Genomic DNA, 19,580 nt, shown 5'->3' with positions numbered 1-19,580 from the left:
CAGGTCGTACAGCAGGTCCTCGGCCGAGCGGCGGTGGCCGTTCAGCCGGACGACGCCGTCGGGGGCGAGGTCCGCGCAGTCCTCGGCGACGACGTCGAGGAGCCGGGTGCGGCCGGAGCCGGCGGGGCCGGTGAGGCGTACGGAGCGGCCGCGGGCGAGCAGCCGCACCAGCTTCTCGCGCTCGTCCTGACGGGCCAGCAGCGGCAGCTCGCCCGCGGCCGCTCCGTACGCCTCACCGGCCCCGCCGGCTCCGGCCGCACCCGGCTCCTCGACGTCGTCGCCGAGGACTGCGCGGACCTCGCCCCCGACGGCGTCGTCCGGCTGAACGGCCACCGCCGCTCGGCCGAGGACCTGCTGTACGACCTGTTCTACGCCGTCCACGACGCTCCGCTGCACCGCCCGGACCGGGACGAACTGGTGGAGTGCGTCCGGGAGATCGGGGCCGTCGTGGTCCTGGACGACCTCGAGTTCGGCGGGGCCGCGCTCGACGAGCTGCTGGACGCCACCCCCGAGTGCGCCTTCCTGTTCGGCGCCACCCCGGACGTGCCCGACCCGTCCGAGGGATCCGGCGTCGAGGAGGTCGCCCTCGGCGGACTCGACCGCGCGGCGAGCCTCGACCTGCTGGAGCAGGCCGTCGGCCGCCGCCTCACCGAGGACGAGTCGAACTGGGCCGGCGACCTCTGGTTCGAGTCCGAGGGCCTGCCCCTGCGCTTCGTCCAGGCCGGTGCCCTGCTGCGGCAGCGCGACCGGCTGCGGGCCGGCGCCGGCGCCGTCGACGAGTTCGGCGTCTTCGAGGACGCCCGGCCCGACGACGCACCGCCGTACGACGCCGTCGACGGCGACGAGGTGCCGCTGCCCTCGCTCGGCGAGGCCGCCGCCCCCGCTCCGCTGCTCGCCTCCCGGCTCAGCGCCTCCGCCCGCGCCACCCTGCGGTTCGCCGTCGCGCTCGGCGGCGAGGTGCCCCATCAGGCGCACCTGCCCGCCCTGGTGGGCGACACCCACGCCGACGCCGCGCTCGGCGAGCTGGCCGCCTGCGGGCTGGTCGGCCCGGTCGGCTCCCGCTACCGGCTCGCCGCCGGGGTGCCGGCCCAGCTGGAGGCCGCCGGGTACGCCGACGAGGCCGAGGCCCAGGCCCGTGCCGCCGCCCAGCACTACGCCTGGTGGGCGGGGCACCCCTCGGTGACCCCGGAGCGGGTGTGCGCCGAGGCCGACGCGGTGCTCTTCGCGCTCTCCGTGCTGTCGCCGCTCACGCCGGCCGACCCCGAGGGCGAGTCGGGCGCGGCCGTGCGGCTGGCCCGTGCCGCCGCCCCCGCGTTCGCCGCGGGACTGCACTGGAGCGCCTGGGAGAAGGCGCTGCGGGCCGGCGCGGAGGCCGCCCGGCTCGCCGGGGACGTACCGGAACAGGCCTACTTCCACCACGAGCTCGGCGTCCACGCCCTGTGCGCCGGACAGCTCGACCGGGCCCGGGCCGAACTGGAGGCGTCCGTCGGCCTGCGCGGCGCCCTCGCCGACAAGCGCGGCATCGTCGCCGGCCGCCGTGCGCTGGCCCTGGTCGCCGACCGCTCCGGAACCCCGCTGGCGCTCGCGCCGACCGCGGGGGAGGAGGTGCCCGAGGCCCACGTCGAGGAGTCGGCCCCGCCGCCCCGCGGGACGCCCACGGCCTTCCCGGCCCTCCAGCCGCCCGCCGACACCGCCCTGGTCATCCACCGCACCGCGCCCGCGCCCGCGTCCACGCCGCCGGGCAGGGCGGGCGGCGGGCTGAAGAGCCTGGCCCGGCGCAACCTCGTGGCGGCCGGCGCGGGCGCCCTGCTGGTCGCCGTGCTGGGCACCGTGGTCACCCTCGGCGCCACCTCGGACAGCGACGCCGGCAGTCCGTCGGACGACGTCGGCGTCAACCCGTCCGCGAGCCAGGGCGTCGACGACGGCAGCCTGGGCGCCGACCCGGCGGCCGGCGAGGGCGGCGACACCGGCAGGGCCACCAGCCGGCCGGCCGACCCGGGTCCGGACGGCACCCCGGGCACCTCCGACGACCCGACGCCCACGGCCACCGGGTCGGACGAGCCGTCGGACGAGCCGAGCGGTACGACGGAGCCGGACGATCCCTCGAAGTCGCCGACGCAGTCCGCGACTTCCCGGCCGACGAAGACGAGCGGACCGCCTCCCTCGCCGTCTCCCGACCCCACCACGCCGACCCAGGAGCCCACCGAGCCGACGCCGACCCAGGAGCCGACCGAGACCACGCCGACGGAGGAGCCGTCCACCAGCGACTCCGCCAGCGGCCCCACCTCGTCCTCCCCGGCCCAGACGACCAGCTCGGCGAGCGCCCCGGAGAGCAGCGACGCCGGCACGCCCGGCGACCCGGAGACGGTGATCTGACGGGCGGCACGGACGAGGGCCGGGTTCCCCACGGAACCCGGCCCTCGCCCGTCGCGGCGTCGTGCGTGACGTGCCTCAGAACAGCCGCAGCTTGTCGTCCTCGATGCCCCGCAGCGCGTCGTAGTCGAGGACCTGGCAGCCGATGCCCCGGTCCGTGGCGAGCACGCGGGCCTGCGGCTTGATCTCCTGGGCGGCGAAGATGCCGCGCACCGGGGCGAGATGGGGATCGCGGTTCAGCAGCTCCAGGTAGCGCGTGAGCTGTTCCACGCCGTCGATCTCGCCGCGCCGCTTGATCTCCACCGCCACGGTCCGCCCCTCCGCGTCCCGGCACAGGATGTCGACGGGGCCGATGGCGGTCATGTACTCGCGGCGGATGAGGGTGTAGCCCTCGCCGAGGGTCTCGATGCGGTCGGCGAGCAGTTCCTGGAGGTGCGCTTCCACGCCGTCCTTGATCAGGCCGGGATCGACGCCCAGTTCGTGCGAGGAGTCGTGGAGGACCTCCTCCATCGTGATGATGAGCTTCTCGCCCGCCTTGTTGACGACGGTCCAGACGCCCTCTTCCTCGCCGGTGCCCTCTTTGAGGGTGCAGGGCGGCGACATCCAGTTCAAAGGCTTGTAGGCCCGGTCGTCGGCGTGGATCGAGACGCTGCCGTCCGCCTTGACCAGGATCAGACGGGGTGCCGAGGGCAGGTGCGCGGTGAGCCGCCCGGCGTAGTCCACGGAGCAGCGGGCAATGACGAGACGCATGGTCGGCAACGCTACTCGACCGGCCCGCCCCGGCGCGATTCGTGTGCGCAGCGGCCCCGGGGGCCCCAGGAGGCACGTCCTGTATCTCCTGGAAAACGCGTGTTCGGTGATGGCCGATTACCGGCCCACAGGAAGTTCCGCATCCACGCATTCTCCTGGTGCGGTCACGGTCCGTTGCTTACGGTAGTGAACGGGAGGTCGCGGTGCGTGTACGCAGCGTGTCCGATATCGCGGACTCCCGTATCTGTCAGGCAACCCCTGCTCGTCGGGGGTGCGAGAGGAGAACCCATGTCGCTCGACGTCTCACCGGCCCTACTCGAACAGGCCGAGCGAGGCGAGGTCGACGAAGCTGCCTTCGTCGACTGCGTCCGGACCTCCCTGCCCTTTGCGTGGGAGATGATCAGCTCCCTGGTGGCCCAGCTGAAGGTGGACGGCGGATCCTTCGCCGACAACCAGACGCCCCCGCCGGACGAGCAGGCACGCGGCCAGCTGCTGCGTGCGCTAGCGAGTGACGCGATACGCGGTGCGCTGCAACGGCACTTCGGTGTTCGGCTGGCCTTCCAGAACTGCCACCGGGTGGCCGTGTTCCCGCTCGACTCCTCGGTCGACGAGACGCTGGACCGCTTCACCTCGGTCCGCAGTCAGTTGCTGAACCAGTCGCCGGAACTGCGCGACTGCTGAGCACTCCACCGTTCGCTTGCCGCTCCGTACGCGGGAGGTGCAGTTCGTACCGGGGCGGCAAGCCTTGCGTGGAACCCCGGCTCACTCAGCCGAGTTGGGGCAGTACCTCGGTCCCGAGCCGCCGGACGTTCTCCTCGGTCGCCGCCAGGTCGCCGGACCCCTCGACGAGCAGGGCGAAACGGGAGATCCCGGTCCGCTCACTGGTCGCCGCGAGCCGGTCGGCGCACAGCCGCGGGGTGCCCACCGGGTGCAGCCCGCAGAGCAGTTCGGTGTACGCCAGCGGGTCGCGCATCTGCCGTTTCCGACCGTCCACCGTGATGTGCGCCTCGAGGCCCCGGCGCAGCCAGCCCGGCATCGCCTTCGTCAGCGTCTCCACCGCGTCCGCGCGCCGGTCCGCGATCTGGCAGACACCGGCCGAGACGTGGGAGACCCGGTGGACCTCCCGGGCCGGCCGCCCGCACGCGTGCGCGTGCTGCCGCCACAGGGCGACCATCTCGGCCTTCTCCTCGTCCCCGACGTGCATCCCGAGCAGCATCGGCAGCCCGCGCTCGGCGGCCAGCCGTACGCTCGCCGGGGAGGTGCAGGCGACCACGACCTCGGGGCCCTCGGTCTCGGTGAGCGCCTCCGACGGGCGCGGCACGACCGGGACCGTGCGGAAGCGGAAGCGCTCGCCGGCGGCCCCGACGGACGGTTCGCGCAGCCAGCGCACCAGCAGATCGAGTGATTCCGGGAACCCCTTCTCGTACGCCTCCAGGCCGGATCCGAACACCTCCAGGTCGACCCACGGCCCGCCGCGCCCGACCCCCAGCGAGAACCGGCCGCCACTGGTGACGTGCAGCAGCGCGGCCTGCTCGCCGAGCGCCACGGGGTGGGTGGTGGGCAGCACGCTCACCGCCGTGCCGACCCGCAGACGGCGGGTGCGTCCGAGCAGTAACGCGGCCAGGGTGACGGCCGACGGGCAGGTGCCGTACGGCACGAAGTGGTGCTCGGCCAGCCAGACCGTGTCGAGCCCCGCCTCCTCGGCCACCTCGGCCGAGCGGACCGCGCGGTGCAGCGCCTCTCCCTCGCCCTGCCCGGGGAACTGGGCGGCCAACACGAAACTTCCAACGCGCATTGCTTTCCTGCTTCCTTGGCCCCGACCCGGAGCTCCCCCACAGGGCATAACCGTCTGACACGTGCCGAGGACACGGCCGGGCGGTGGACTTTGCGGATTGTCTGCAGAATGGGCCGCCCGGAAGGGCTCCGCGGGGCCGGGGGAGGGGACTTGTGACGTTTGGTGGAGTAACGCGTACCCCTGCGCGTGCCGCGTAGGCTGGAAGCGGCCCCTGCATCCTGTACAGCCCCCGTGAGGTGTCCTGTGTCCCCGCGCCGCAACCGACCGAAGGGAGCCGGTTCCTCCGGCCGGAGCGCCGAGGAGGACCGTTCCGGCCGCTACGGCGGCTGGCAGTCCACGGAGAGCTGGCAGGACGAGGAGTGGAGCGTGCGGCACGTGGCGGGGTCCAGCGCCCGGGGCAAGGCCTACCGCTGCCCCGGCTGCGACCAGTTGATCCCGGACGGAGTGCCGCACGTGGTGGTCTGGCCGGAGCACTCGGGGGTCGACGAGCGCCGGCACTGGCACAAGGCGTGCTGGAACGCCAGGGACCGCCGCACCACGCGGGTGCAGCGGTCCCGTAACGCGCCGAGGTTCTGACCGGGGGCGAGGAGCCCGTCAGACGTCCCGCTTCTCCAGCAGGGCGAAGGCGCCGCCCAGGGCCACGGCGGTGACCCCTAGCATGATCCACAGCGGGTCCCAGCCGGACGGGCCGGACTCGCTCAGGGAGTTGGCGTAGAAGATGCTCATCTGGTTCGGGATGGAGTACTCGAACAGCGCCTGCTGAACGTCCTGCAGCGAGGACGAGAACATGAACAGCGCGATCACCAGCGGGGCGAGCACGGCACCGATCATGATGGTGATGGCGCCCGCCGAGTGCCGGACGATCGAGCCGACGGCCAGCGAGAACGTGCCGAGCAGCGCGAGGTAGAACGAGATGCCGAGCGTGCCCTTCAGCCACTCCTCGCCGGAGGGGGTCTTGGCCTCGCCCTCCAGCATCGCCACGTGCGCGAAGCCGACGAGCGAGGCGGACACCAGGGTCACCACGAAGGCGACCAGGAAGAACACCACGGCCTTCGCCGCGAGGACCCGCGCGCGCGAGGGACAGGCGACCATCGTGGTGCGGATCATGCCGGTGCTGTACTCGGAGGCCGTGGTCAGCACGCCCAGCGTCATGATGCACATGCTGCCCAGCAGCAGTCCGAAGAAGCCCAGGCCCAGCGGGCTCTCCTCGCCCAGGCCGGCGTCCTGGCCCGCCACCACCAGGCCGGTCAGCAGACCGATGCCGACGACGAGCAGCACGAACACGCCCAGCGTCCACATCGTGGAGCGCACCGACCTGATCTTCGTCCACTCGGAGGCGAGCGCGTGCCCGAGGTGCGTGCGCACCACCGGGATCGGCGAGGTGTAGCCGGGATACGCCGAGCCGGAGGCGGGATACGCCGAGCCGGAGGCGGGATACGCCGAGCCGGAGGCGGGATACGCCGAGCCGGAGGCGGGATACGGCGCGCCGGAGGGGCCCGCGGGGGCCTGCGGCGCGCCCTGCGGCACCGTGAAGGGCTGCCCGCCCTGCTGGGGCGGCGGCGGGGCGTACCAGCCGGGCTGGCCCTGGCCCGGCACCGGCATCGGCGGCTGCACGTCGGGCGGCAGCGGCTGCTGGAGCCCCGCCTTCTGGTCGGTGGTCGAGCGGTAGTCGACGGCGCCCTGCGTCATCCGCATGTACGCCTCCTCCAGCGAGGCCTGGTGCGGGGACAGCTCCCACAGGCGTACGCCGGTGTCGTGGGCGATGTCGCTGATGCGCGGCAGCGGCAGTCCCGTCACCCGCAGCGCGCCGTCCTGCTCGGGCAGGACGTGGCCGCCGGCCTCGGTGATCGCGGCGGACAGCTTCTCGCGCTGCTGCGGCTCGGTGTCGGGCGTGCGCACGCGCGCGAAGTCGGCGGAGTTGGCGGAGATGAAGTCCTTCACGCTCATGTCGGCGAGGAGCTGGCCCCGCCCGATGACGATGAGGTGGTCGGCGGTGAGCGCCATCTCGCTCATCAGGTGGGAGGAGACGAAGACCGTGCGGCCCTCGGCGGCCAGCGACTTCATCAGGTTGCGCACCCAGAGGATGCCCTCGGGGTCGAGGCCGTTGACCGGCTCGTCGAACAGCAGCACCTGGGGGTCGCCGAGCAGCGCGGCGGCGATGCCGAGCCGCTGGCCCATGCCGAGCGAGAAGCCCTTCGAGCGCCGGCCGGCCACCTCGTGCAGGCCGACCACGCCCAGCACCTCGTCCACGCGCCGGGCCGGGATGCCGGAGAGCTGGGCCAGGGACAGCAGGTGGTTGCGGGCGCTGCGGCCGCCGTGCACCGCCTTGGCGTCCAGCAGCGCGCCGACCTGGCGGGGGGCGTTGGGCAGTCTGCGGTACGGGTAGCCGCCGATCGTGACATGGCCCGCGGTGGGGTTGTCCAGGCCGAGGATCATCCGCATCGTCGTCGACTTGCCGGAGCCGTTGGGGCCCAGGAAGCCGGTGACGGCGCCGGGTCGCACCTGGAAGGACAGGTTGTACACAGCGGTCTTGTCGCCGTAGCGCTTGGTCAGGCCGACTGCCTCGATCATGCTCCGCACCCATCGAAAGGTTCAGGACAGCAGGGCATACGCCCCCGTAAGGGTTAGGAGGATATCCAGGCGCTGACGGTTCCGCCCAAGGCGAGGTAAAAACCGCACGGATCAGGCCCCTCGCCGGGCGTCACTAGGCGTCGCGCCGCTTGAGCAGCACGTAGCCGCCGACGAGCGCGGCGAGCACCCACAGCACCATGATCCCGAGGCCGCCCCAGGGCCCGTACGGGGTGTCGTCGCCGACCGGCGGCACCACCTGCATGATCCTGCTGCCGGCATGGTCGGGCAGGAAGCGGACGACGTCCTTCGTCGCGTCGACGTAGCCCAGGATGCTGGAGATCAGGAAGAAGAACGGGACCAGGATGCCGAGCGACAGCATCGGCGAGCGCAGCATCGTGGCGACGCCCATCGAGAACACCGCGATCAGGGTCATGTAGAGGCCGCCGCCGATGACCGCGCGCAGCACCCCGTCGTCCCCGAGGGACGCCCGGTGCTCGCCGAGCATCGCCTGGCCCAGGAAGAAGGCGGCGAAGCTGGTGGCCATGGAGACCACGAGCCCGAGCACGGTGGCGACCGCCAGCTTGGCGAACAGGAACGTGCCGCGCTGCGGTACCGCCGCCAGCGAGGTGCGGATCATGCCGGTGCTGTACTCGTTCGACACCACCAGCACCCCGAACACGATCATCGCGAGCTGGCCGAGGCTCATCCCGGCGAAGCTGATGAACGTCGGGTCGAAGGTGATGCGGTCCTGCGTGCTCATCCGGTCGAACTCGCTTCTCGCCAGCGCCGAGATCAGCATGCCGAGCGCGATGGTGACGACCACCGCCAGGGAGAGCGTCCACACCGTGGACGCCACCGACCGGATCTTGGTCCACTCGGACCGGACGACCTGTACCGTCGCCATGCTCAGCCCTTCTTCCAGTCGTCGCCCCACTGCTGCGGGGACACGGGCGTACCGGAGTGGGCGTGGTACTCCACCGACTCCGCGGTCAACTGCATGAACGCCTCCTCCAGCGAGGCCTGTTGCGGGCTCAGCTCGTGCAGCACCAGCTGGTGCCGGGCGGCCAGCTCCCCGATGTGCTCGGCCTTGTCGCCGTCCACCTCCAGGGTCCCGTCACCGCTCTCCACGGCGGTGATCCCGGCCTGGTGCAGCACGTCCAGCAGCCGTTCCCGCTGCGGGCTGCGGATGCGGACGTAGGAGCGGGAGTTGCGTGCGATGAAATCGGCCATGGAGGTGTCGGCGAGCAGCCGGCCCTGGCCGATGACGACGAGGTGGTCGGCGGTGAGCGCCATCTCGCTCATCAGGTGGGAGGAGACGAAGACGGTGCGGCCCTCGGCGGCCAGCGACTTCATCAGGGTGCGCACCCAGAGGATGCCCTCGGGGTCGAGGCCGTTGACCGGCTCGTCGAACAGCAGGATCCGCGGGTCGCCGAGCAGCGCGGCGGCGATGCCGAGCCGCTGGCCCATGCCGAGCGAGAAACCCTTGGCCTTCTTCCGCGCCACCGCCGTCAGCCCGACCGTGTCCAGCACCTCGCGCACCCGCCGGTCCGGGATGCCGTTGCTCTGGGCGAGGCACAGCAGGTGGTTGCGGGCGCTGCGGCCGGGGTGCGCGCCCTTCGCCTCCAGCAGGGCGCCGATGGAGGTCAGCGGGTCCTTGAGCTCGTCGTAGTGCCTGCCGTCGATCCGGACGTCCCCGGCGGTGGGCCGGTCCAGGCCCAGGATCATCCGCATGGTGGTCGACTTGCCCGCCCCGTTGGGGCCGAGGAAGCCCGTGACGATGCCCGGTCTGACCGTGAAGGTCAGATGGTCGACCGCCGTCTTCTCGCCGTACCGCTTGGTCAGCCCCTCGAGCTCGATCATGCGGCCACGCTAGAACGGGGCGAAGCCCTCTGCCACCCCAGTGGCGGAGGGCTTCGCCCGATGTTCGGTCGCCGTGTCCCGAAACGTTATCGGGACTGCTGGGCCGGGACCCCGCGGGAGATCGGCTCGTCCTCGGTGGCGGGCGTGCCGGTCGCGGCCACCGCGGCGCCCGTGAGCGTGGCGAGCATCTCGCGGACGTTCGTCAGCTGGGCGTTGATGGAGTCGCGGCGGTTGGTCAGGGCCGCGAGCTCGCGCTCCGATTCCGAACGGATCCGGTCGGCCTTGGCGTTGGCGTCGGCCACGATGTCCTCGGCCTGGCGCTGCGCGGTCTCCACCGTCTGGCGGGCGCGGCGCTCGGCGTCGGTGCGCAGCTTCTCGGCCTCCAGGCGGAGCTGCTCCGCGCGGTGCTCGATCTCGGCGAGACGCTTCTCGGCCTTGGCCTGACGGGACGCCAGGTCGCGCTCGGACTGCTCGCGGCGCTTGGCGAGGTTCGTCTCGAAGTCGGCGGCGGCCTGTGCGGCCTTGGCGCGGGTCTCCTCGAAGAGGGCGTCCGCCTCCTCCCGCTTGGACTGCGCGTCCTTCTGTGCCTCGGACCGAAGCTGTGCGGCTTCGCCCTGGGCCTTCTCGACGATCCGTACGCCCTCGTCCTCGGCCTTCGCCTTGCGCTCGGCGGCGTAGGACTCGGCGTCGTTGCGTACCTGCTGGGCGGCCGATTCGGCGAGCTCACGGTGCTGCTCCGCCGCGCGACGGGCCTCCTCGCGCAGGTCCTTCGCCTCTTCCTCGGCGAGCCGCAGGATCTTCTCGACCCGGGCGCCGAGCCCGGCGTACGACGGCTCGGCGTCGCTGACCTGGGCCTGGGCGTTCTGGGTCTCGAGGTGGAGTTCCTCGATGCGCTTTTCCAGAGCGGTGATGCGGGCGAGTGCACTGTCACGGTCGGAGACGAGCTTGGAGATACGTTCGTCCACCTGAGCGCGGTCGTACCCACGCCGCACAAGCTCGAAGCCGTAGGGGGAAGTGTCGCTCATGGGGTTCCTGTCGAAAGAGACCGGTGAGGTGATAGGTGGAATCCTAGGCGTCAATGCGGTGTGTCATCGAGCGGATGCACGTTTGATACGGAGAATGACACCCCTTTTGGGTGGCTGACCGTCGGACAGCTTGCCAGAGCCTTGGTCAAAACCCCCAAAACCAGGGGGGTTTTGACCGGTTCGCTAGCTATCCGACGACTTGCCACCCGAACGGGCGGCACCCGCGGAGGCACCCGCCTTGACCCCGTTGTCCTTGCCTCCCGACGGCGCCTCGAACGACTCGAGCGCCTCCAGGACGTCCTGGACCCGGGAGATCTCGGCCTGGATGTCCTCCCGGCGGCGCACCAGGACCTCCAGCTCGCGCTTGCCCTCCTCGACCGTGCGCCGCGCCTCGCGGACCGCCTCGGCCTTCAGCTCCTCGGCCTCCCGGACCAGCGCGGCCTTCTTCTGCTCCGCCTCCTTCAGCAGGCCCTCGGCCTTCTTCACCGCGGCGATGCGCACCTTGCCCGCCTCGGAGTTGGCCTCGGAGACGAGCTCCTTGGCCTTCGCCTCGGCCTTGGCGAGCTGCTCCTCGGCGGCCTTGATGAGCGCGTCGCAGCGGTCGCCCGTGGACTTCATCGTCTCGGCCGCCTCCCGGCGGGCCCGCTCGTGCAGTTCCTCGATCTCGCTCGTGACGCGCTCGCGCAGCTCCTCCGCGCGCTCCCGGATCTGCGTCGCGTCCCGGCGCGCGCCGACCAGCAGCTCGTCCGCGTCCGTACGGGCCTTCTCCACACGCGTGTTGCCCTCGACGGTCGCCTCGGACACGATCCGCTCGGCCTCGCTGCGGGCCGCGCCGACCATCGTGTCCGCCTGCGCCTCGGCGTCCGCGGTCGTCTTCTGCGCCTGCTGCTGCGCCTCGGTGAGCAGCTTGTCCGCCTCGGCGGTGGTCTCCGTGATGAGCTTGTCGACCTGCTCGGCGGCCTCGGAGCGCCGCTTGTTGGCCTCCTTGCGGGCCTCGTCCAGCGTCCGCTCGGACTCCTCGCGCGCGGACGACACCAGCCGCTCGGCCTCCGCCTCCGCGTCGGTCCTGACCCGCTCGGCCTCGCCGCGGATCCGCTCCGCGTGCTGCTGCGCCGCCCCCACGGTCTGGGCGGCCTCGGCCCGCAGCCGCTCCGCGTCGCCCGTGGCGTCCGCGATCAGCTTCTCCGCCTTGGCGACCGACTCGGCCCGCACCCGCTCGGCCTCGGCGACCGTCTCCGTGCGCAGCCGGTCGGTCTCCGCGACGGTCTCGACGGTGAGCCGCTCGGCCTCGCTGCGCGCCTCGGTGATGAGGGTGTCCGCCTGGGTCGCCGCGTCCGAACGGATCCGGTTGGCGTCCTCGCGGGCGTCCGCCCGGGTGCGCGCCGCGCTCTGCTCGGCCTCGGCGATGGTGTCCGAGGCCTCCGTGCGCACCCGCTGGGCGTGCTCGGTGACCTCCGTGCGGATCCGGTCGGCCTCCGTGATCGCCTCGGACACCGTGCGCTCGGCCAGCGTCTTGGCGGCCTCCGTCTCCTCCTGCGCCTCGCGCCGCAGCCGGCCCGCGTCCTCGGACGCCCGCTCCCGCTCCGCGTAGGCGTCGGCGCGGACCCGCTCCGCCTCCTCCTCGGCCTCGCGACGGGTGCGCTCCGCCGCGTGCTCGGCGGCGCTGCGCAGCCCGGCGATCTCCTCCTGGGCCTGCTCGTGCAGCCCCGCGACGGAGTCCCGCACCTGCTGGGCGTGCTGCTCGGCGGCCGACACCATCTCGGTGGCGCGCCGGTCGGCCTCCTCGACCAGGCGCACGGCCTCCGCCTGCGCCTCCTCCACGCGCGTGCGCGCCGAGGCCAGCAGCTCCTCGCTCTGCTCGCGGGCCCGCTCGCGCTCCTGGTCGGCCTCCTGCCGCGCCGCACCGAGGAGTTCCTCGGCCTCGCGGCGGCGCCGGGCGGCCTCCTCCTGCGCGGCGGCCAGCGTCTCCGACGCCTCCGCGCCCAGCCGCTCGGCGGCGGCCTGGGCCTCGGCCCGCACCCGGTCGGCGCTGTCCTGCGCCTCCGACTTCAGCCGCTCCGCCTCGGCCGCGGCCTCCGAACGCAGCCGTACGGCGACGGCCTCGCCCTCGGCGCGGGACGCGGACGCGTCGGCGGCGGCCTCGGTGCGCAGCCGCTCGGCCTCCACCTCCGCCTGCTGCTGGAGCGCGCGGATCCGCTCAGCGGCCTCGGTGCGCAGCCGCTCGCCCTCCTCGGACGCCTCCCGGCGGATCCGGGCCGCCTCCTCACGGGCGTCGCTCAGCGCCTGCTCGGCGGCGGCGAGCCGCTCCTCGGCCTCCGTGTGCAGCCGCGTCAGCTCCTCGGCGGCCTCCGCGCGCCGGGCCTCGACGGCCCGCTCGGTCTCCTCGCGCAGCTCGCGCGCGGCCCGCTCGGCGTCCTCCTTGAGGGCCTCGGCCTGCTCGGCGGCCTCCGCACGGTGCCGCTCGGCCTCCTTGCGGGTGCGCTCCAGCGTCTCCTCGGCCTGCCGGCGCAGCGCGGTGGCGCGCTCGATGGCCTCGGTGCGGACCTTCTCGCTGTCCGTCTGCGCGGTGGAGCGCAGTTCGTCCGCGTCCGCCTTGGCCTTGGCGAGCAGTTCCTCGGCGGACTTCGCCGCCTCCTCGATCTGCGCCACGGCCTCCTTGCGGGCCTCCGCGCGGATCTTCTCGCCCTCGGCGACCGCGTCGGCGCGCAGCTGCTCGGCCTCGCCGCGCAGCCGGCGGGCCTCCTCCTGCAGCTCGACCGTCTTGGCGCGGTACTCCTTGGTGTCGTCCTTGGCGGCGCCCTTGAGCTGCTCGGCGATGTCGTGCGCCTCGGCCCGCAGCCGGTCCGCCTCGGCCTCGGCCTCCCTGCGGATCCGCTCGGCCTCCTCGGCGGCGGCCCTGGTGGTCTTCTTGGCGTCCTCCGACGCCTTGTTGAGCACGTCCTCGGCGGTCTTCGCCGCCTTGGACAGCTGGGTGGCCGACTCCTCGGCGGTGATCGTGCGGGCCTTCTCGGCGGCCTCGGCGACGATCTTCTCGGCCTCCGCGCGGGCGTCCGCGACCAGCTGCTCGGCCTCGGACTTGGTCTGCTCGGCCTCCTTCGTGGCCTCCTGGACCAGCCGGGCCACCTGCTCCTTGGCGGTGCGCGTCCGGGTCTCGTTCGCCGACTCGGCGGAGGCGAGCGCCTTGGCGGCGGCCTCCTTGGCCTCGGCGAGCACCTTCTCCGCCTCGGTGCGGGCCTCGCGCAGCGCGGTCTCGGCCTCCGCCATGCGCTGCTCGGCGGCCCTGCCGAGCTCCTGCGCCTCACGACGCGCGGCCTGCGTCTCGCCGGCCGTCGACGTCCGCAGCTGCTCGGCGTGGTCGGTGGCCTCCTGCGCCTGAGCGGAGGCGGCGTTCAGCAGCCGCTCCGCGTCCGCGCGGGCCCGGCGCAGGAGCTGCTCGGCCTCCGCGCGGGCCGACTCGGCCTCGCTCTGCAGCCGCTGGCGCGCCTCGGCGGTCAGTCGCTCCGCCTCCGCACGCGCGGCGGCCATGGCCTGCTCGGCCTCCGCGCGGGACTCCTCGAGGAGCCGGCGGGCCTGAGCCTCCGTCCGGGCGCGCAACTGCTCCGCCCAGGCAACGTTCTCGTTGACGTGCGACTCGACGGTCTGCCGGCGCTCCGCCAGCTCCTGGTCGAGCTGCTGGCGCCGGGTCACCGCCTCCTGGTGCAGCTCCGCCTGGAGCCGGGCCGCCTGCTCCGCGTGCTCCTGCAGGATCCGCTGGGTCTGCGCCCGCGCCTGGCTCAGCTCACGCTCGGCGTCCGCCCGCAACTGGTCGGCCTGCAGCTGCGCGTTGCGCAGCAACTGCTCGGCCTGGTAGCCGAGGTCCCCGCCGTCGTAGGCGGGCCGGGACATGATGGTGCGGCGCGCCTCGTGCAGCTTGGCGCGCAGCACCTCGACCTGGTAGCCGAGGTCCTCGGCGTGCTGGATCGCCTTTTCCCGCTCGGTCTTCAGCCGCTTCATCTCGGCTTCGAACCGAGAGAGGTGGTCGACGTCAGCCGCCGGCTCTCGCTCCTGGCTCTCGTAGCCCCGCACTGCGCGGTCCCATCCGTCCCCTGGTCGCAAGTCTGGCCGAGCCCCGTCCGTCCGGCGAACGGTGCTCCCGGGGAATGGTGTCAGATCGGCGGCGGAGCATGGGCTGCTGCCCCGGCGCTCGCCCCCCTCAACCCGGACCCCGGTCGGTCCCGCCGTCGTTGACGGCAGGACCCGGTCACCCTGGATCGAGCGGCGACCGCACCCAACCCTACCGGCCCATATGTACGTGGGTCAGTGCTCAGGTGACTCAACCGGCGCCGAAGTGACCAGTTCTGTCAGTACGCCATGGCAGTCCTTGGGGTGCAGGAAGGTGATGCGTGACCCCATGGAGCCGCGCCGGGGCTCTTCGTACAGAACGCGTACGCCCTTGTCCTTGATGGCAGCGGCGTCGGCGTCGACGTCCGCCGTACCGAAGGCGATGTGGTGGACGCCCTCGCCGTTCTTCGCCAGCCACTTGGCGACCGTGGAGTCCTCCCGGGTCGGTTCCAGCAGCTGGAGGTAGGAGGCGCCGCCGTCCGAGGTGTCGTTGATCTTGAGCATGGCCTCGCGCACGCCCTGCTCCTCGTTGACCTCGGAGTGGAACACCTCGAAGCCGTAGGTGGCACGGTAGAACTCGACGGTCCTGTCGAGGTCGAAACAGGCGATCCCGATGTGGTCGATTCGCGTCAGCATGGTTTCAGTGCAGCGCTCCCGGGGTGGTTACGCAACGTGCGCGCGATCACACCGACGGCCCGATGACGGGGTGCGCCGGGCCTCAGTACATTCGAAGTAAACCCTCGTTCACTCCTCGGCTGTGCAGGCCGGTAAGGGGATCGCAGCTCATGTCTTCTGCATCTTCCGCAGCGAACGGCACGACGTCCGTCATCGTCGCGGGCGCCCGCACCCCGATGGGTCGGCTGCTCGGTTCGCTCAAGTCCTTCTCCGGGGCCGACCTCGGCGGCTTCGCGATCAAGGCCGCCCTCGACCGTGCGGGGATCGGCGGCGACCAGGTCCAGTACGTGATCATGGGGCAGGTGCTCCAGGCCGGGGCGGGGCAGATCCCGGCACGTCAGGCCGCCGTCAAGGCGGGCATCCCGATGAACGTCCCGGCGCTCACCATCAACAAGGTGTGCCTCTCCGGTCTGGACGCCATCGCGCTGGCCGACCAGCTGATCCGGGCCGGCGAGTTCGACGTGGTCGTCGCCGGCGGCCAGGAGTCCATGACCAACGCCCCGCACCTGCTGCCGAAGTCCCGCGAGGGCTTCAAGTACGGCGCCGTCCAGATGCTCGACGCCATGGCGTACGACGGTCTGACCGACTCCTTCGAGGGCGTCGCCATGGGCGAGTCCACCGAGAAGCACAACACGCGCCTGGGCATCGGCCGCCAGGAGCAGGACGAGATCGCCGCCCTGTCCCACCAGCGGGCCGCCGCCGCGCAGAAGAACGGCGTCTTCGAGGCCGAGATCACCCCGGTCGAGATCCCGCAGCGCAAGGGCGACCCGGTCCTGTTCAGCAAGGACGAGGGCATCCGCGGCGACACCACCGCCGAGTCGCTCGGCAAGCTGCGCCCCGCCTTCGCCAAGGACGGCACCATCACCGCCGGCTCCTCCTCGCAGATCTCGGACGGTGCGGCGGCCGTGGTCGTGATGAGCAAGGCCAAGGCGCAGGAGCTCGGCCTGGACTGGATCGCCGAGATCGGCGCCCACGGCAATGTGGCCGGCCCCGACAACTCCCTGCAGTCGCAGCCGTCCAACGCGATCCTGCACGCCCTGAAGAAGGAGGGCCTGGAGGTCTCCGACCTCGACCTCGTCGAGATCAACGAGGCGTTCGCCGCGGTCGCGGTGCAGTCAATGAAGGATCTCGGCGTTTCCGCCGAAAAGGTGAATGTCAACGGTGGCGCCATCGCCCTGGGTCACCCGATCGGGATGTCCGGCGCGCGGCTCGTGCTGCACTTGGCGCTGGAGCTGAAGCGGCGCGGCGGCGGGGTCGGCGCGGCGGCGCTGTGCGGCGGCGGCGGCCAGGGTGACGCGCTGATCGTGCGGGTACCCAAGGCCTGAGCCGGATTTGTTTGCTGGTTTCCCCCTCGTGAACGGAGCTGTGATGCAGGACGTCTCCACTCTGGTGGCCCGGGCCAGAGAGGGCAGGCCGCGGGCCGTGGCCCGGCTGATCTCCCTGGTGGAGGGGGCGTCCCCGCAGTTGAGGGAGGTCATGGCGGCCCTGGCACCGCTCACCGGCAACGCGTACGTCGTCGGTCTGACCGGCTCGCCGGGCGTCGGCAAGTCGACGTCCACCTCGGCACTGGTGGCCGCGTACCGCAAACAGGGCAAGCGGGTCGGCGTCCTGGCCGTCGACCCGTCCTCGCCGTTCTCCGGCGGCGCCCTGCTCGGCGACCGCGTCCGGATGTCGGAGCACGCCTCCGACCCCGGCGTCTACATCCGCTCCATGGCCTCCCGCGGCCACCTCGGCGGCCTCGCCTGGGCCGCGCCGCAGGCCATCCGGGTCCTGGACGCGGCGGGCTGCGACGTGATCCTGGTCGAGACGGTCGGCGTCGGCCAGTCGGAGGTGGAGATCGCCTCCCAGGCCGACACCTCCGTCGTCCTGCTCGCCCCCGGCATGGGCGACGGCATCCAGGCCGCCAAGGCCGGGATCCTGGAGATCGGTGACGTCTACGTCGTCAACAAGGCCGACCGCGACGGCGCCGACGCCACCGCCCGGGAGCTGAACCACATGCTCGGCCTCGGCGAGTCCCGCGCCCCCGGCGACTGGCGCCCGCCGATCGTCAAGACGGTCGCCGCGCGCGCGGAGGGCGTCGACGAGGTCGTCGAGGCGCTGGAGAAGCACCGCGCGTGGATGGAGGAGCGGGGCGTCCTGGCGGAGCGCCGGTTGGCCCGCGCCGCCCGCGAGGTCGAGACGATCGCCGTCACCGCCCTGCGCGAACGCATCGGCGACCTCCACGGCGACCGCCGGCTCGGCGCCCTGGCGGAACGGATCATCGCCGGCGAGCTGGACCCGTACCGGGCGGCGGACGAGCTGGTGGCGGGGCTGACGGAGAGCTGACCCCCGGGCACAGGTGAGGGGCGGCCGGGAGCGGAACCATCCGCCCCCGGCCGCCCCTCATCCGCACCCTCAGGCGTCGTCCCCGTCGTCATCGGAGCCGTCGTCGGAGTCGTCGTCCCCGTCCGCCGTGACCTTGCCGCTGTTCAGGCCGACCCGCCAGTCCCGGTCGTCCCCGCCGGAGGCCCGGGTCTCGACCTCCCAGCCCTCGTCGCCGTCGTCGTCCAGCTCCACCGACGTCACCGTCCCCTTGGCGGCCGCCGCCCTCGCGGCCTCCTCGGCCGTCACCGACGTCCCCTTCAGCGCGGCCCGCACCTCGTCGGCGTCGTCCTCGTCGTCCTGCTGGGCGCCCAGGACCTTGCCGGTGGCCGGGTCGACCCACACGCTGTACCAGGTGTCGCCGCCGGTGAGGACGTCGACCTCCCAGGCCGTCCTGTCACCGTCGTCGTCCTCGTCGTCCAGTTCCACGGAGACGGCGGTGCCCGGCGTGTGCTTCAGGGCGGCGGCGACGGCTTCGGCGGCGGTCACCTTCGAGGAGGCCGCCTGCGCGTCGTCGTCGCGGTCGTCGTCGCGGTCACGCGCTCCGTCGTCGTCCCGGTCGTCATCGTCCCGACCGTCGTCGTCCCGGTCGTCGCGGTCGTCGTCGTCCGCTGCCCACGTGTTCGCCTGCCGCTTCGGCGCGTCGTCCCCCGAGACCGCGAGGGCCGTCGCCGTACCTCCTCCGACGAGGGCTGCGGCCGTGACGGCGGCGATCACGATGTTGCGCTTCATGCGGGTTCCTCCCCTGTCGTTCGTTTTCGACGCCTTCAATCTCGCCGACCGAGGCTGAAAGGAACCTGAAACCGCCTGAAGTGATCTTCAGGTTCCCTTTGCGACCCTTGGGGGCATGCGCCTGTTGATCGTGGAGGACGAGAAGCGGCTCGCCCTGTCGCTCGCCAAGGGACTGACCGCCGAGGGCTATGCCGTGGACGTCGTCCACGACGGCCGGGAAGGGCTGCACCGGGCCACCGAGGGGTCGTACGACCTGGTCGTCCTCGACATCATGCTGCCCGGCCTGAACGGTTACCGGGTCTGCGCCGCCCTGCGCGCCGCCGGGCACGACGTGCCGATCCTGATGCTCACCGCCAAGGACGGCGAGTACGACGAGGCCGAGGGCCTGGACACGGGCGCCGACGACTACCTCACCAAGCCGTTCTCGTACGTCGTCCTCGTCGCCCGCGTCAAGGCGCTGCTGCGCCGCCGGCAGGGCGTCGGGGCCTCCCCGGTGCACGTGCACGGCGACCTCAGGGTGGACACCGCCGCCCGCCGGGTCTTCCTGGGCGAGGACGAGGTGGCGCTGACCGCCAAGGAGTTCTCCGTCCTGGAGCAGCTGGTGCTGCGGGCCGGCGAGGTGGTCTCCAAGGCGGAGATCCTGGAGCACGTCTGGGACTTCGCCTACGAGGGCGACCCGAACATCGTCGAGGTCTACGTCAGCGCCCTGCGCCGCAAGCTGCGCGCCGGGCTGATCCGGACCGTGCGCGGCGCCGGGTACCGGCTGGAGACGGCGCGGTGAACCGGCTGTTCGGCTCGGTCCGGTCGCGGGCGACGCTCGGCGCGACCCTGGTGGTCGCCGTGGCCCTCGTCACGGCGGGGTTCGCCGTGGTGCTGGCGCTGCGCTCCAACCTGACCGCCGAGGCGGGCACCCGGGCGGAGCGCTCCGCCCGGGCGGTCGCCTTCGATCTGGCCGCCCGGACGGCGTACGAGGACCTGACGGGGCTGGACGGCGACGACGGGCCGGTGCAGATCCTCGACGAGGGCGGCGGGCTGGTCGCGGCCAGCGAGGACCTGGAGCGGATCAGCGGCACGGCGACCGACGAGGTGAAGCCGCGTCCCTCCGCCCCGCCCGCCCCGTCCGCCCCGGGCGACGACGATGACGACTCCGACGATTCCGATGACTCGGACGACTCGGACGACGACTCGGACGACGCCGAGGACTCCGGTGGCTCCGGCGAGGACCTCGCCCCCGGTGAGATCGCCGGCGAGACCACCTTCGGGAACGGCTCCGCGACGATCGTCGGCGACACCGAGGACTACCGGTTCGCGGCCGTCGACGTGCAGACCCACGACCG

The 19,580-nt window shown here is 72.7% G+C and carries 14 protein-coding genes and 2 pseudogenes; 7 read left to right on the top strand and 9 right to left on the bottom strand.

The features are described from left to right. Window positions 1-33: 33 nt before the first annotated feature. The gene (locus B7L92_RS22980; protein ID WP_255311092.1) at window positions 34-2,376 is read left to right on the top strand and encodes an ATP-binding protein; all 2,343 of its coding nucleotides are present in this window, start codon (window positions 34-36) and stop codon (window positions 2,374-2,376) included. Window positions 2,377-2,451: 75 nt separating this feature from the next. On the opposite strand, the gene nucS is transcribed toward B7L92_RS22980, so the two are convergent. Further along, entirely contained in the window at window positions 2,452-3,123 is a 672-nt protein-coding gene (nucS, locus tag B7L92_RS22975; RefSeq protein ID WP_026084867.1) for an endonuclease NucS, read from the bottom strand. A gap of 288 nt (window positions 3,124-3,411) precedes the next feature. On the opposite strand from nucS, the gene B7L92_RS22970 reads away from it, so the two are divergent. After that, on the top strand, window positions 3,412-3,804 hold the full coding sequence (locus B7L92_RS22970) for an SCO5389 family protein (protein ID WP_004983310.1): 393 nt from the start codon (window positions 3,412-3,414) through the stop codon (window positions 3,802-3,804). 85 nt (window positions 3,805-3,889) lie between these two features. Here B7L92_RS22970 and B7L92_RS22965 read toward each other — a convergent pair whose 3' ends face one another. Next, window positions 3,890-4,918, bottom strand: coding sequence for an LLM class flavin-dependent oxidoreductase (locus B7L92_RS22965; protein ID WP_081239344.1), 1,029 nt, complete (start codon window positions 4,916-4,918; stop codon window positions 3,890-3,892). 243 nt (window positions 4,919-5,161) lie between these two features. On the opposite strand from B7L92_RS22965, the gene B7L92_RS22960 reads away from it, so the two are divergent. Next, window positions 5,162-5,494, top strand: coding sequence for an Rv1322 family protein (locus B7L92_RS22960; RefSeq protein WP_081239343.1), 333 nt, complete (start codon window positions 5,162-5,164; stop codon window positions 5,492-5,494). Between the two features lie 915 nt (window positions 5,495-6,409). Here the strand turns inward: B7L92_RS22960 and B7L92_RS42590 are convergent. From B7L92_RS42590 to mce, 6 genes and pseudogenes are all read right to left on the bottom strand, one after another. Further along, window positions 6,410-7,489, bottom strand: a pseudogene (locus B7L92_RS42590) (ABC transporter ATP-binding protein); the annotation flags it as partial. Between the two features lie 133 nt (window positions 7,490-7,622). Beyond that, a complete protein-coding gene (locus tag B7L92_RS22950; RefSeq protein ID WP_081239341.1) occupies window positions 7,623-8,393 on the bottom strand; it encodes an ABC transporter permease in 771 nt (256 codons plus the stop codon). 2 nt (window positions 8,394-8,395) lie between these two features. Continuing rightward, on the bottom strand, window positions 8,396-9,349 hold the full coding sequence (locus B7L92_RS22945) for an ABC transporter ATP-binding protein (protein WP_081239340.1): 954 nt from the start codon (window positions 9,347-9,349) through the stop codon (window positions 8,396-8,398). An 86-nt stretch (window positions 9,350-9,435) separates the two neighbouring features. Further along, on the bottom strand, window positions 9,436-10,374 hold the full coding sequence (locus B7L92_RS22940; protein ID WP_004983298.1) for a coiled-coil domain-containing protein: 939 nt from the start codon (window positions 10,372-10,374) through the stop codon (window positions 9,436-9,438). 183 nt (window positions 10,375-10,557) lie between these two features. Then, window positions 10,558-14,439 (bottom strand): polarized growth protein Scy, encoded by a 3,882-nt coding sequence (scy, locus tag B7L92_RS22935; RefSeq protein ID WP_081239339.1) that lies wholly within the window; start codon window positions 14,437-14,439, stop codon window positions 10,558-10,560. 231 nt (window positions 14,440-14,670) lie between these two features. Further along, window positions 14,671-15,111, bottom strand: a complete 441-nt coding sequence (gene mce / locus B7L92_RS22930) for a methylmalonyl-CoA epimerase (RefSeq protein WP_081239338.1) — start codon at window positions 15,109-15,111, stop codon at window positions 14,671-14,673. A gap of 149 nt (window positions 15,112-15,260) precedes the next feature. Between mce and B7L92_RS22925 the strand changes: the two genes are divergently transcribed. Further along, window positions 15,261-16,475: an acetyl-CoA C-acetyltransferase gene (locus B7L92_RS22925; protein WP_081239337.1), complete on the top strand. Its 1,215-nt coding sequence runs from the start codon at window positions 15,261-15,263 to the stop codon at window positions 16,473-16,475. A 43-nt stretch (window positions 16,476-16,518) separates the two neighbouring features. Then, entirely contained in the window at window positions 16,519-17,475 is a 957-nt protein-coding gene (gene meaB / locus B7L92_RS22920) for a methylmalonyl Co-A mutase-associated GTPase MeaB (RefSeq protein ID WP_081239336.1), read from the top strand. Between the two features lie 69 nt (window positions 17,476-17,544). Here meaB and B7L92_RS22915 read toward each other — a convergent pair whose 3' ends face one another. Beyond that, on the bottom strand, window positions 17,545-18,243 hold the full coding sequence (locus B7L92_RS22915) for a PepSY domain-containing protein (protein WP_081239335.1): 699 nt from the start codon (window positions 18,241-18,243) through the stop codon (window positions 17,545-17,547). Window positions 18,244-18,358: 115 nt separating this feature from the next. Between B7L92_RS22915 and B7L92_RS22910 the strand changes: the two genes are divergently transcribed. Then, window positions 18,359-19,024: a response regulator transcription factor gene (locus tag B7L92_RS22910; RefSeq protein WP_081239334.1), complete on the top strand. Its 666-nt coding sequence runs from the start codon at window positions 18,359-18,361 to the stop codon at window positions 19,022-19,024. Next, a pseudogene (locus tag B7L92_RS22905) lies at window positions 19,021-19,580 on the top strand (two-component sensor histidine kinase); the annotation flags it as partial. The gene B7L92_RS22910 and the pseudogene B7L92_RS22905, both read left to right, overlap by 4 nt.

The sequence above is a fragment of the Streptomyces viridosporus genome (genome assembly GCF_002078235.1).
GTDB classification, from domain to species: domain Bacteria; phylum Actinomycetota; class Actinomycetes; order Streptomycetales; family Streptomycetaceae; genus Streptomyces; species Streptomyces viridosporus.
The sequence above is the reverse complement of the archived record's forward strand: the minus strand, read 5'-3'. Positions and strand labels throughout refer to the sequence as shown.

Bases quoted from the DNA above. Each gene is read 5' to 3' on its own strand.
- nucS (WP_026084867.1), bottom strand. From the start codon at position 3,123: ATGCGTCTCGTCATTGCCCGCTGCTCCGTGGACTACGCCGGGCGGCTC.
- B7L92_RS22970 (WP_004983310.1), top strand. From the start codon at position 3,412: ATGTCGCTCGACGTCTCACCGGCCCTACTCGAACAGGCCGAGCGAGGC.
- B7L92_RS22965 (WP_081239344.1), bottom strand. From the start codon at position 4,918: ATGCGCGTTGGAAGTTTCGTGTTGGCCGCCCAGTTCCCCGGGCAGGGC.
- B7L92_RS22950 (WP_081239341.1), bottom strand. From the start codon at position 8,393: ATGGCGACGGTACAGGTCGTCCGGTCCGAGTGGACCAAGATCCGGTCG.
- B7L92_RS22945 (WP_081239340.1), bottom strand. From the start codon at position 9,349: ATGATCGAGCTCGAGGGGCTGACCAAGCGGTACGGCGAGAAGACGGCG.
- B7L92_RS22940 (WP_004983298.1), bottom strand. From the start codon at position 10,374: ATGAGCGACACTTCCCCCTACGGCTTCGAGCTTGTGCGGCGTGGGTAC.
- mce (WP_081239338.1), bottom strand. From the start codon at position 15,111: ATGCTGACGCGAATCGACCACATCGGGATCGCCTGTTTCGACCTCGAC.
- B7L92_RS22925 (WP_081239337.1), top strand. From the start codon at position 15,261: ATGTCTTCTGCATCTTCCGCAGCGAACGGCACGACGTCCGTCATCGTC.
- meaB (WP_081239336.1), top strand. From the start codon at position 16,519: ATGCAGGACGTCTCCACTCTGGTGGCCCGGGCCAGAGAGGGCAGGCCG.
- B7L92_RS22915 (WP_081239335.1), bottom strand. From the start codon at position 18,243: ATGAAGCGCAACATCGTGATCGCCGCCGTCACGGCCGCAGCCCTCGTC.
- B7L92_RS22910 (WP_081239334.1), top strand. From the start codon at position 18,359: ATGCGCCTGTTGATCGTGGAGGACGAGAAGCGGCTCGCCCTGTCGCTC.